This is a genomic window from Limosilactobacillus mucosae DSM 13345 (genome assembly GCF_001436025.1).
Classification (GTDB): domain Bacteria; phylum Bacillota; class Bacilli; order Lactobacillales; family Lactobacillaceae; genus Limosilactobacillus; species Limosilactobacillus mucosae.
On the sequence record NZ_AZEQ01000016.1, the window covers coordinates 44,410 to 57,051 of the forward strand.

At 40.6% G+C, this 12,642-nt stretch carries 9 protein-coding genes; 7 read left to right on the forward strand and 2 right to left on the reverse strand.

Features of this window, described 5'->3' with window-relative positions:
- The first annotated feature begins 2 nt into the window (after positions 1-2).
- Complete coding sequence (locus FC47_RS07790; RefSeq protein WP_056968546.1) at positions 3-1,247, forward strand: dynamin family protein; 1,245 nt, start codon at positions 3-5, stop codon at positions 1,245-1,247.
- Positions 1,248-1,257: 10 nt separating this feature from the next.
- Complete coding sequence (locus FC47_RS07795) at positions 1,258-3,759, forward strand: CFI-box-CTERM domain-containing protein (RefSeq protein ID WP_056968547.1); 2,502 nt, start codon at positions 1,258-1,260, stop codon at positions 3,757-3,759.
- Between the two features lie 537 nt (positions 3,760-4,296).
- Here FC47_RS07795 and FC47_RS07800 read toward each other — a convergent pair.
- Positions 4,297-4,764: a pyridoxamine 5'-phosphate oxidase family protein gene (locus FC47_RS07800; RefSeq protein WP_056968548.1), complete on the reverse strand. Its 468-nt coding sequence runs from the start codon at positions 4,762-4,764 to the stop codon at positions 4,297-4,299.
- Between the two features lie 295 nt (positions 4,765-5,059).
- Between FC47_RS07800 and FC47_RS07810 the strand changes: the two genes are divergently transcribed.
- The 4 genes from FC47_RS07810 (at position 5,060) to FC47_RS07825 (ending at position 8,521) form a co-directional block, all read left to right on the forward strand.
- Complete coding sequence (locus tag FC47_RS07810; protein ID WP_056968550.1) at positions 5,060-6,460, forward strand: DHA2 family efflux MFS transporter permease subunit; 1,401 nt, start codon at positions 5,060-5,062, stop codon at positions 6,458-6,460.
- Positions 6,461-6,653: 193 nt separating this feature from the next.
- Positions 6,654-7,190, forward strand: coding sequence for a phenolic acid decarboxylase (locus FC47_RS07815; RefSeq protein WP_056968555.1), 537 nt, complete (start codon positions 6,654-6,656; stop codon positions 7,188-7,190).
- 48 nt (positions 7,191-7,238) lie between these two features.
- On the forward strand, positions 7,239-7,772 hold the full coding sequence (locus FC47_RS07820; protein WP_039945548.1) for a PadR family transcriptional regulator: 534 nt from the start codon (positions 7,239-7,241) through the stop codon (positions 7,770-7,772).
- A gap of 188 nt (positions 7,773-7,960) precedes the next feature.
- Positions 7,961-8,521, forward strand: a complete 561-nt coding sequence (locus FC47_RS07825; RefSeq protein WP_052133643.1) for a hypothetical protein — start codon at positions 7,961-7,963, stop codon at positions 8,519-8,521.
- 49 nt (positions 8,522-8,570) lie between these two features.
- Here the strand turns inward: FC47_RS07825 and FC47_RS07830 are convergent, their stop codons facing one another.
- Positions 8,571-10,217: a phosphoenolpyruvate carboxykinase (ATP) gene (locus FC47_RS07830; protein WP_056968551.1), complete on the reverse strand. Its 1,647-nt coding sequence runs from the start codon at positions 10,215-10,217 to the stop codon at positions 8,571-8,573.
- 346 nt (positions 10,218-10,563) lie between these two features.
- Between FC47_RS07830 and FC47_RS07835 the strand changes: the two genes are divergently transcribed.
- Positions 10,564-12,114: an aryl-sulfate sulfotransferase gene (locus FC47_RS07835; RefSeq protein WP_235804002.1), complete on the forward strand. Its 1,551-nt coding sequence runs from the start codon at positions 10,564-10,566 to the stop codon at positions 12,112-12,114.
- Positions 12,115-12,642 lie beyond the last annotated feature (528 nt).

Consider the following 12,642-nt stretch of genomic DNA (forward strand, 5'->3'; position numbering starts at 1 on the left):
TTATGGGGATTCTAGATGATTCTAACGAACTATTAAAAAATGGATTTCGGAAGAAAAGGTTAAATCCATATTTGAATGATCCTGAACAGGCGTTGAACTTAATTTATCAGGTTTTACCTAGTAAGAAAGATAAGTTTCGAAAATTTGACATCGGTCAATTAAATCAAATGCTTGAGGAACAATTGCCTAAGTGTGTCCGATTGCTGCCAATAGGTCATTCTATGACGTTAAATGAGAAAATGTCTGATTTAAGTCAGCGCTTGATGGAAGGAGAAATTTTAGCAAATAAGACTCTAATCGGTGTAGGTGGTCAGTTTAGTGCTGGGAAGTCAAAGTTTTTAAATTCATTGATTAAGGTATCGGATACTATGAGATTACCGGAGAATCAAAAGTCAACTACTTCCATTCCCACGTATGTTGTTGGCAGCGATCACGACGAAATTAGTATTGTTACCCAGTACAATAAAATAGTGGTAGATGGTCAGGCTATGCAGGCATTGACTCATGAATTTTTTGAAAAATTTGAAATCTCTTTACGTAGGTTTATTAAATATATCGTAATCAAAAGTAATAGTTTTCCTGGTAAGTGGAAACAGTCATTGGTTTTTCTGGATACACCTGGATATAATCGCGGCGAAGAAACTAGTGAACAGACAGACAAAGAATTATCGCTCAAAAAATTAAGAAACGTTAATTCTTTGATTTGGCTAATTGATTCGGGAACTGGAGCAGTTACAAGTGATGATATTGAATTCTTGCAGCAATTACCGGAAAACATACCATTGCTGGTTGTTTTTACAAGGGCTGACTCAAAAACAACTAGGGAACTGCAGCAGATTATTAAAGAGGCTGAGAAAACACTTAACCAAAACGGAATTCATCCAAAAGTAATTACAGCTTATGATTCTGTCAGAGGCGTTGAGTATGCAGGTCAACATCATATCGTTGATTATTTTAAAGCCATAGAGAAAAAAACATTAAATAGTACTGGATTCAAGGCTCTTAACGAATTAAATTTACTTTTCGACAAAATAGATAATGAATTTAAGCAGGTTGCGCTTGGTCTTGATGAAGATCGAGTAAATTTGAAAAATATTATCAGCAATTCGAATAATATCATGGGGTTAGAATCAGTAGTTGATTTATATGTTGATAATGTTCGCCAACTGGATACTTTGAAATATGATCAAAGGCGATATGACAATTTAAAAAAGAAAATATTAAAAAAGATTGAGTTGCTATCATGATATAAGGTGGTTGATTATAACGAAAGAAAATAAAAATATAAAATTATTATCTAAAGTTCTCGATACAGAGTTTAAAAGTGAAAACAATGTCAAACGTCAGTACTTAATAAAACAAATTACTGAAGTTCGAGAAATGGTTAATAAAGACTTAGCACAATTATTAAGAACTTCCAAATTCATTCAGTTTGAAAAATATCATCATCAAATTGAAAAGATATTTAGAATGTTGGAAACGTTGGCCTCATTTCCAGATTACATTGGTCATTATAATCTAGGAATTGTATATTTTGATCCGATAGCGTTAGAAGATCAGCTAAATTTAAATACAGAATCACAGTTAGATTGGATGATCAAAAAAAATCAAAATCTACCAATAGTTTTATCACCACTATGCCACTATCCCAGCTTAATCAATAATTATTCTCATCAAGAAGAGATAACGCTTGATGAATTTAAGAATGTATTACGTTTATGGAAAGATGATGTGGATATTATGCAGTTATTGCGTGCATTCTGCTTTCCTTTTCATATTAAAAACGAGAATCTAACAATTACGCTTTTCCCAAAATATGTGAATGCAAAAGATCCTTCTTGTCAGGACCTAATGCAATTTCAAGATGAAATATTGTTGTTAGTAGATGATGCTCAGCAATTAAAATATGCTAAGCAATATTTAGAGATCTGGCAAGATTATCGTCCAATTAGTTTAATCTCTAAAAATCCAGAAGTTCTGGAATGGAGCAAGAGTCAAAAAAATTTGCGGTCAGTAGCAACCGATATTTCAAAATGGAGATCATATGACACTCGTTTTGCAGTGATTGCATTTAAAGAATTGTTTTTTGAGATTGATATTCAATATCGAAAAACAATTGAATATGAGAAAACGCGTATCCGTCAAATGGGATTTGATCTAGAGGAAGAAGCAACTTCAGAAACTAAAGATTTATATCAAAAAATAATAAACAATAAGAAAGAATTAGAGAAAGAATATAATTCCTTTCATTCCACAGTTAAACCAATTTTAAATAGTCTGTCTGAGATAGATGATTATCTGATGGAGAAGCTACCAAAGGGGAAAAGAACTCCTTTAGGTACTTATGCGTTGGACTTCTATCATCGCTATTGGTGGAATTTCTGTAAGAGTCTGGCTTACACTAGAGAAGAAGAATTGGATGTTATACGTAAGCAGATGACGGAGCTTGATTCTCGTTATGGCTACATTTTTAATATAATGATTAATCAATCCCTAGGAGTATCGAGCGCAAGTAGTGATCTTAATAAGCTGTTGGCTGAAAAAGATACTGAATTAATTTGTCATGCCAAAATCTTTGCTAATAGTGTTTTAAAGCTATCTGATGATGAATTAATGCGATTGGCAAGCAATCTTCAGCATTATGAAACTGCCGATGAGTATCTGTATGCTGGAATGTGGCAAATGAAACAGAATCATCCAATTAAAGCAGTGCGGCTTTTAAAATCGGCCTTTAACTTAGGAAGTGAAATGGCTGGAAAAGTGCTCTTGAGTGAAAGTGATACTTCTCTGCGTTGGTTAGCTAAGAATGCCTTTCCAGAAGCTAATTATCAAGAAGCTAAGGTAATGGGAGTAGGCAAAAATTGGAATTATCGGATAGCTGCTGCATTGAAGTATCCACCGGCTATGTTTGAAATTCTCTCATTTGAATACAAACAATTTGAAAGACAATTACATCACGAAAAAAAGGATAAGGTACCTTTGAGTGATGATATTAAGCAGCGAAAGGCTACTCAATTAAAAGAGCTTGCTTTAAGTATTTTAGATGCAAATGTAGATGAAGAGGTGAAAGTTGAGACAAAAGAAATCCTTGGCTTCTTATACTACATGACTAAAGATGATCGTCGAGCATTAAGTTACTTGGAAGAATCAGATAGTGCTAAAGCGAATTACTATATCGCTAAAATTTATTTCAATCGTAATGGTGATATTGTCCAAGATTTAGATAAAGCCAAGAGATATGCTAAAAAATCTGATGATGAGGGATATGTTCAAGCGAAACGATTGCTTGATAAGATAACGAATGAAATTAGTAAACGAAAATTAAAAGCCAAAAAACATACGCCAAAAGTAGAAGTTGAAGAATCTGAAGTTATTGATAGTGGATGTTTTATTACTACTGCAACCTGTCTTGCATTAAATAAAGACGATAACTGTGATGAATTGAATACGTTAAGAAGATTTCGAGATCGTAATAGGGTACGCAATCAGGTAATGGATGATTTAGTAAAAGAGTACTACAGAATTGCACCCGGTATTGTTAGTCGGATTAATGAACAAGAAAATGCTCAAGAAGTTTATAAGAAATTATGGGAAGAGTATATTTCAAAAACCTATCAAGCTATTAAAAATAACGATGATTTAAGAGCAACTGTGTTTTATGTTGAGATGGTGCAACAATTATGTAGTAGATATAATGTGAAACTAACAGATAAAGTTTTAAATCATATTAAAAAGCTGCATGCAGTACAGTTAAAGTAAATTAGGCATTGGATGGAAAAGTGATTTGATTATATTGGTTAACAATCACAAAGGAGTGACATTTATGAATAAGAATTCTAAATCACCTTGCGAAACACATGGACCAGTTGTAAAAACGGGACCTACTTCAGGCCAAAATCGATCGCGTCGTTCGGATGGCGCCTGGCGTAAGAAGCGTTCTGACGCAGGAGTATCTCGGAAAAAGTCATAATGTTACGGTTTAAGGTAACTATGATGCTTTAGCTTAAAAAGTAAAATATCAGATCTGTGTGTCTATCCTGATATTTTGGACGAGAGCAAAAACAGCAATCAATACTGTGTTATTCCTAGATGTTCTCGAAGTATTCATGAGCGGCGTGAAATGGCAGAGGCAATTTTTACTGGGTTTGAAGCTTTTTGAATATTGCATAATGAACTGCTAAAACATCTAACCACTCTTCCATAATGACATATCTAAATTAAGCATACCAAAACGGCCCTGACGCAAAACTTGCGGCAGGGTCGTGCTGTTTTAGGCGAATTTTGAGACAGCCAGTTTTAAAATTCAATTCGCTTCTGGAAAATTGGCTGTTGACGCAGGTCGTAAATCGAACCGGTAATTGGCGTAATGGCAAATGGTCTTAAAATGCTGCGCCGTTCAGAATGGTTTGCCGAAATCTGCTGCATTTCCGGTCGAGCGTCAAAAATCTGCTCCAGATACTGCTGATTGACCTCAGTTGCCGTGCCGGTTAAGGTGAAGCCAACACTGTCCAGAGTTTCGCTGCCTTTTAAAGCCGTGATCGAGATGCGGGGATGAGCCTTTAAACGTTGATAAAATGGTTTTTGATAGGTCGTCGCAAAAATCAGCCGGTTGCCGTCTAAAACCTCGATATCAGCGACGTTGGTGTGGGGATCGCCATTTTGATCAACCGTACCAAACACAACGGACTGAAAACTATCGACAATCAGCTTGAGAAATTCATCGCCTGACAGATGGCTGTCTAACATGGGAACTGGTTTGCGCATGGTGATACCTGCTTTCTTTTATATTTTTGTGTTAATTGTAATTAAAAACATTACATTTGTATATGATCAAATGCAGCAAATCGTATCAAAGTTTCTTGATAAAAGCTCAAGACAGGTGATTTTAGAAAAAATTTGCCATTTGCCAAAAAAAGTACTTACGAAACCGAGGCAATTTTTGCTAGAATGGCAAACATGCTGATTAAGATTAAGAGTTAGCGTTAATTGAATACATCAAATTAAGTCTGCTTGCTGTTTGGTCTTTAATCAAGTCAATTTGATTAAAGGAGCAAAATATATGCAAAATTTTTCTGAACCTGCTTTTCGCGTCAAACACCCTGGCTTGACGATGGCCAGTCTGCTTTTGGGGGCTTTTGTCGGTATGTTTAGTGAGACTTCATTAAACATCGCGCTGCCAAAGCTGATGCTCGTCTTTCATACCAGTACGGCCGTCTTACAATGGCTGGTAACTGGCTACATGCTGGTTATTGGGATCGTCTTGCCGCTGTCCAGTTTGATTGCCAAGTGGTTTACGACTCGCCAGATTGTGATTTTTGCCTTGCTGGATTTTATTATCGGTGCGGCAATTTCAGCACTGGCGCCTAACTTTGCGGTTCTATTGGCGGGTCGAATGATTCAAGGGATTGGTACCGGTTTGATTCTGCCACTGATGTTTACGATTGTGATGCAGATTTTCCCACCAAAAAAGATTGGCAGCATTATGGGCATCTGTGCTTTGGTAATCATGTTTGCCCCGGCAATTGGGCCGACCTTGACTGGTTTGATTCTGGCCAAGCTTTCCTGGCGCTGGATCTTTTGGTCATTTGAAATTTTCTTGGTCATCGCCTTATGCCTGGCCGTAACTGCTTTGGAAAACATTGGTCAGCCAACGCGTCCTCACATTGATCTGCTTTCAATCATTGAATCCGTGCTTGGCTTTTCTGGTCTGGTAATTGGCGCGAGCCTGTCCAGTCTGGATGGCTGGGGTTCTTGGCCAGTCTTAGGCTCGTTTGCGGTTGGGATTTTGGTATTGATTGCCTATGTGATTCGTCAGCTGAAACTAGAAACGCCGATCTTAAATCTGCGCGTTTTCAAAGTTAAGGCATTTACAATTGGCGCTGTATTGGTCATGCTTGATTTTGGTATTATTCTTTCGGCCATGTATCTGATGCCAATGTATCTGCAAAATGGCTTACTGTTAGCCGTTGCCTTAACTGGGATCGTCATGTTGCCAGGTGGTCTGGTAAATGCTTTGGTTTCCGCGTTTGCTGGACGGATGTATGATTCAATTGGGGCCAAGCGTCCAGTCATGATTGGTTTTGTGATTGCCATCGTCGGGATCGTCATGCTGCTTTTGACGACTGATCATTCTGCAGTTGCATACGTAATTGCGGCTCACGTGATCTTGATGATTGGCTGTCCATTGGCAATGTCACCAGCGCAGACCAGTGCTCTAAACGCATTGCGGGGACCAGCCTCCAGTGATGGCAGTACGATTTTGAATACGATGCAGCAGATCGTTGGAGCATTGGCAACTGCTCTGGCTACCAGTTTCTTGGAATTAGGCCGACACGCGGCAGCTGGCAGCCAAGCGATGCGTTTTACGTCCGGGGTACACACGGGACTTTACTTTACGCTGGCTTTGGCAATTATCGCGCTGATCGTATCGTTTGCTTTGCCCAAACAAAGTAAAGATTAATTGTGTTATTAAGCCTTTAAAATAAATCCAAAAAATTTTTAATAGACCCTCATTCTCAAAAGTATTTTTGGGAATGGGGGTCAAATTATTTTAGTCGGTGATATTTGACGATAACGACATAAAATGATATTCTGTTTTATGTTGATAACGACATTTATGAAAGGCGGAAATAAATATGGCAAACTTAAATCATATGGACAAACATTTCAAAACGCTGGATGACTTCTTGGGAACGCATTTCATCTATACGTATGACAATGGCTGGGAATACGAATGGTACGCTAAAAATGATCACACGGTTGACTATCGGATTCATGGCGGAATGGTTGCTGGCCGTTGGGTTAAGGATCAACCAGCGCACATTCATCAGTTAACGGAAGGAATTTACAAGATTGCCTGGACTGAACCAACGGGAACTGATGTCGCGTTGGATTTCGTTCCTAATGAACATAAGCTTAACGGTACGATTTTTTTTCCAAAATGGGTACAGGAATATCCAGAAATTACGGTTTGTTTCCAAAACGAACACATTGATTTAATGCATGAATCGCGTGAAAAGTATGAAACCTATCCAAAATTAGTAGTGCCTGAGTTTGCGACGATTACCTACATGGGCGACGCTGGTCAGGATAATGAAGAAGTTATCAATGAAGCCCCTTATGCCGGCATGACTGATGATATTCGCAATGGCCGCTTCTTTGATGAAAATTACCATCGTCTGGCTAAGTAGCTTGTTATATAATGTTTTGCAGAATCAGATAAGGAAGGATGCTGCAAAATGCCGCAAAAAAGGATACTGCCCTATGTTATTATGGGGATCCTGCTTAATAAGGACTGTACTGGAAAGCAGATTATGGATGAGTTTCGCTTTGATATCGGGGAATTTTGGCAATCATCACATAGTCAGGTTTATCCAGAGCTAAAGCGTATGGAACAAGATCGTTGGATTGAAAGCTACTCAAAAGAAGATAATGATAAAGAGATACACTACCATTTAACGGCTTATGGTCATGAAATTATTAATGACTGGTTGATGGAACCCGTTGATAAGCTGCCGGTATCCAAAGACCTATTTTCTTTAAAGACTTTTTTCATTAATGATCGTAATGATCCAAGACTGGAAAATTTGTTTAAGCACCAGATCCAACTGGTTAGCAACAGCCTTAATCATCTGCGCGAGCGTCGACAAGCATTATTCAGCAGTCAAGAACAGATTGATCAACAATATGGTCATTATTTGATTTTGGCTCGCGCAATCAGTCGCCAAGAAAATCAATTGGTTTGGCTGGAAGATAAATTGAATAATCGTTAAAAACAATGAAAAGAACAATCGTGTGATACCAGTTTTTTCGCAGCTGGTGGCGTGCGATTGTTTTTTATTTTGCCGCAATCTGGTCGACAAACGCTGAAATTCATCAAAAATAAAAATGCATTTCCGCTTAAATCGTCTAAAGCATTTATAAGGACACTGATAGATGATTTGAGAAAGGAAGCCGGAAAATGAGAAAAAAGCTCCAACAACTTGGTCCCCAAATGCGACACGTGTTCATCGGCCGGTTTGAGCGCGTTGGCTATAAAAAAAGCTACCGTTACTGTCGGCCAACGCTTTTGCTCACCCACGTTGCTTTAGCCGAAACCGGGGAACTGATTACTGATCATTTATGGCTCAATTATACGAAAGGCTTTTTAGATTTAGGTGAACTGTTAACTGGTGACCTGCTGCGATTCAACGGTCGGGTTGCCAGCTACGTCAAAGGTTATTTTGGCACCTCCCAAAAACTTGACTACAAGGTAGAGCGGCCCTCGCAAGTTGCGCTGCAGGCCAAAATTGAGGGACCCCGGCGTTTGCTGCCCGACACTGTTACCAAATTCGGTCGTCAAGCACTGATTGGCTACATTATGGAACGGGAGCGCGCGTTTTACGAGGCCAGCTGTCGTCCGATTGATCCGTACTATATCGAGCAGTATCGAGTCTGGCTGACCAATCACGTTATGAAAAATGCGCAAAACTATGATATTGTCTTGCAAAAACAACTTACTGGAGCATCTAAAAAGCACTGAGCCGCATTGAGCAGTTCAGCGCTTGGAGATCAAGGTTGTCAGTATTTGATTAGTTTAGATCGTTGATCAAGTTGTCCAGACTGGTCAGAATTTCAGCTGGCAGTTTTTCGCCCGTGTGCTGAGCTTCATAGTTCTTAACCCAGTCGCGCCGGATTTCAAAACGCATCTTGAGCTTGGTTACGTATTCAGCATCATTAAAGTCAACTGGATAGCCGTCGTAAGCAATGTATTCCATGTTGGCCAGCTCGCCAAATGGCTTAAAGGCGGCCTGGTTTTGGGCAATGTCTTCCAAAGCCTTCAAGGTCAGTTCTTTAGGGATGTCCAAGCCGTTAAAGTTGGCGGTATTGACGATGTAGCAGTCAACGTGGCGTTCTTCAAACAGCGCCTTAAAGTCTTGATAGTCCTCGCTTAATGGGTAGGCGCGGAATGGGTCGGCAAATGGTTCGATAACCAAAGCGTTGCGGTCAGCGCCCACCACGTTTTCAGCTGTGGAGCGCTTGGTAGCCAGCGTCAGACCAAACGTAGCCGCGGTAACGGGATCGGTCAGTTTAACGACTGGTGGCAGACTGTCATCTTTCATAATCCAAAAGACGGCATTGATTGGGGCAATTTCGCGATCCACCCGGTTGGTAGAGGCATAGCGCGTCTTAATGGTCCGTCCATTGCCGTTGCGCAGATCCTGGGTTACCAGTACTTTTTGGCCGGCTTCGTTAAGCGTGACACCAACGTTCATCACCGTAGTAAAGTACTGCATTTCGCGGCTGCCCGGCAGATAGTCGTTGGTCTTGTCAAAGTAGGCCGGTTCAAGAGCCGTGGAGCTGCCGTCTTCACGATTGATTACAAACGCATCGTCATGCAGCACGGTAATATCAAACTTGCCACCATGCTTGGCGTGCGTCAGCGTAGACTTGCCCGAACCAGAAAGCCCGTAGAAAGCAAAAGTCTGATCATCACGGTCGCTGAAGTGGAAAGTCTTTTCGCCGCCGTGACAAGCAGTAAAACCATGCCGGTGCGCGGTTGCCCAGGCCAGCGTCAAAGTGGACTTCTTAAGCTCGCCAAAGTAGCGCAGACCCAAGACTGCCGCTGCATTGTGCTGAGCATCGATGACAACCAGCCCATGTGGATAGTCGGGACTGCTCCAGTATGGGTCGCAGTACAGATAGATGTCGCCTTCATCATAGGCCCGTGAATCGGCATAGCGCTTCAGCCAGTTTTCGGTAGCTGTTTGGAAGTTGAGCATGTAAGAAAGCAGATTAACCTCAAATCCTTCTGCTAGTGCCAGATGCGCCTTTACCATAAAGTCTTCATCCAGCCCCACGATCACGTCCGTCGTGTAAAAGTCGCGTTCGTGGCCTTCATAGATAGCTTCACGCAGGACGCCATCGATTTTTTCGGCATCAATGTCTGGAGAACCGATCAAACGCCGTGCTGCCGCGGTCCGGCCCACGATCTGACCATGGTTGTCGACCAGCATCTTGGCATCGGCTGGCAGTCCCAGTTCTTCGGTATGCTTGATTGGCAGGTCGGTAACGATGGTGTTGGGGTTGCCGGCCGCCAAACGATAAGCAGTCGCGGTATCAGCAATATGCGTCATGTTGTTGGCGTAGAATGCCGATTCAATCGTAGTCCGCGTCCGTGAGAAGATCGGATTGGTCTTAACGATGTCTTTTTCAGAAAATTTTGTTTGAGTACTCATTGAACAGCCACCTTTCTGATAAACTATCGTGATTAAAGTGCTTACATTCCTATTATAATGCAAATATCAGCCAATAATAGATTTAAATTTTGATATTTGTCGAAAAGTTTGATAAATGTCAAAAAACTCTGGAATTGACAATTTTATGAATTTTTTAAAGTTATTGATTAAGTTTAAAAGAATTTATATCGCATAAAATTTACATTTTGCCCCGTTATTCTTCAAAACTTTTCCTAAAAGGATTCGCAACTTTTCTTTAAGCTTTGTGTATCAGCTTTGATGGTCGGGCGTTAAGCGGTTTGTCGATCAAGGCGAAATTATTAATTTAATATAGGGAAGTGATTGTTTGCACCACAAAAAAGGACGTTGGCTGGCACTGATCGCGGTGCTGCTGGTCTTATGCGGGGTTGGTGGCTGGTTTGGCTATCGTCATTATTCGCTGGGTGTCATTTCTGATAAGCAGATCATTAAAAATATCAATAGTCATCTGCTTAAGAATAATCCGACATCCAAGCAGACCAAGAGCTATGCCAAAATCGTCAAAAGTACTACGCGGACGCTGGATAATGCTTACGTCAAGGTTAATCCATACGGTACCTCGCCATTGACGGCCTTGATGATCTTTAAGACGGATAAGGCTGCTAAGGTAACTTACACGGTTGTCGGTAAGACGGATAACACATCGATTACCAACACGGTTAAAGGATACCAGACCACGCACCAGGTACCGATCGTGGGGCTTTATGCCAACTACAGCAACCAGGTTCAGGTTACGCTTACCTACAAGGATGGCACGACGGAACAAAAGACGTTTACCATCAAGACGGGCAAGCTGCCAAAGAATCTGCGCAACACCAAGATCACGGTTTCTAAGAGCAACAAGTCCAAGATGGAAATCGGCAATAACGAGCTGACTTACATCAACAAGACTTCTGAAGAACCGTTTGCCGTTGACGCGGATGGCAATATTCGCTGGTACTCAACGCTCTACAGCCGTCACACGTTCGTTCAGCTCAGCAATGGCCATTTGTTGATTCAAAATCGGACGAATGGCAATAAGGGTTCTTACAACGTCTTATCTGAAACGGACTACCTTGGTCGAATCTACCGGCGTTACCGTTTCAGCGACAAGCTTGGCAAGAGTTCGCTTGAACAATACATTACCGCGGTTTACCATGACGCGCTTGAGTTGCCAAACCATAATCTCCATAATCTGCTGGTAACGATCTCTGGTGGTGACAAGTACGCAGAAGACATGATTGCCGAAATTGATTACAAGACTGGTAAGACGGTCAAGGTAATCGACTTTAAGAAACTGCTGCCTTCAAGCATGTATCGCAACTATAACAGTACGACGACTAAGGGTGGCAAGATCGACTGGCTGCACATGAATTCGCTGTACTACGATCAAAAGACGGGCAATCTTTTAGTTTCAGCTCGTAACCAAGATATCACTATGTCCATCAACTACAAGACGGGCAAGATTAACTGGATCTACTCTGGCAAGAAGAAGAGCTCCTGGCCTAAGAAGTACCGCAGCAAACTGTTGACGCCAACCAAAGGTACGACGATTACCGGTGGTCAGCATGATTTGACGCTTTTGAGCAGTAAAAATGGGAAACTAAAAGTATTGCTTTATGACAACAACATTGATGTTACAAACGGTAATGCCAAGACATCTGGCAAGTACTCACAAGCGGTTCAGTACACGATTGATACTAAGAAGAAAACCATTAAGCAGACTTGGTCTTATGGTAAGAGCCTGGGTAAGGATAACTTTACACGGGTGATCGGCTCGGCACAGCGCTTAAGCAATGGCAATACCTTGATTGACTTTGGCTACAAGCATGATGGTAGTCAAAGCAATATTATCGAAGTTGATAAGAACAACAACTAGGTATTTAACTTGACGATCAGTTCATCGAAAACTGACCGGACATACGTTTACCGTGCATACCGCGTCAAATTTACGCCATCTAATTTTGTATTTGATGTAACCAAATAGTTTTGTGCTTGTTTTAAAGAAGCGTCGGCAGTTTTTGTCGATGTTTTTTCTATTTTGGGTTCAAGAGTTATCAGTGATTTTGGTGACAATAAGCAGACTGATTAGTTAAAAGAGTGGATGGCTGATTTTTGGATAGCAAATCGAGCCTGAACTCGGAAAATTTTTAAAATAGATTGTTATCATGATTGTTGGCAAAAGTCGCTGATTGGCTTGGACCGTGTCATGATTAGATAATCGTAAATTTTGCGGTTAATAAACTAACGATCGATATGGATTGACTTCACTGCTAAAATTCGTATTTTTATGAACGATAATTAAGCTAGTCAGTCTAATATTCATAGTTTGAAAAACAATTGAAAAACTTTTGATAAGCCGTTGACATATGACCGTAATCTTTGTATATTAGATAACGTTGTCGCG

Excerpts from the sequence above, each read along its gene's own strand:
- FC47_RS07820 (WP_039945548.1), top strand. The coding sequence starts at position 7,239 with ATGCCGCAAAAAAGGATACTGCCCTATGTTATTATGGGGATCCTGCTT.
- FC47_RS07790 (WP_056968546.1), top strand. The coding sequence starts at position 3 with ATGGGGATTCTAGATGATTCTAACGAACTATTAAAAAATGGATTTCGG.
- FC47_RS07830 (WP_056968551.1), bottom strand. The coding sequence starts at position 10,217 with ATGAGTACTCAAACAAAATTTTCTGAAAAAGACATCGTTAAGACCAAT.
- FC47_RS07815 (WP_056968555.1), top strand. The coding sequence starts at position 6,654 with ATGGACAAACATTTCAAAACGCTGGATGACTTCTTGGGAACGCATTTC.
- FC47_RS07800 (WP_056968548.1), bottom strand. The coding sequence starts at position 4,764 with ATGCGCAAACCAGTTCCCATGTTAGACAGCCATCTGTCAGGCGATGAA.
- FC47_RS07825 (WP_052133643.1), top strand. The coding sequence starts at position 7,961 with ATGAGAAAAAAGCTCCAACAACTTGGTCCCCAAATGCGACACGTGTTC.
- FC47_RS07810 (WP_056968550.1), top strand. The coding sequence starts at position 5,060 with ATGCAAAATTTTTCTGAACCTGCTTTTCGCGTCAAACACCCTGGCTTG.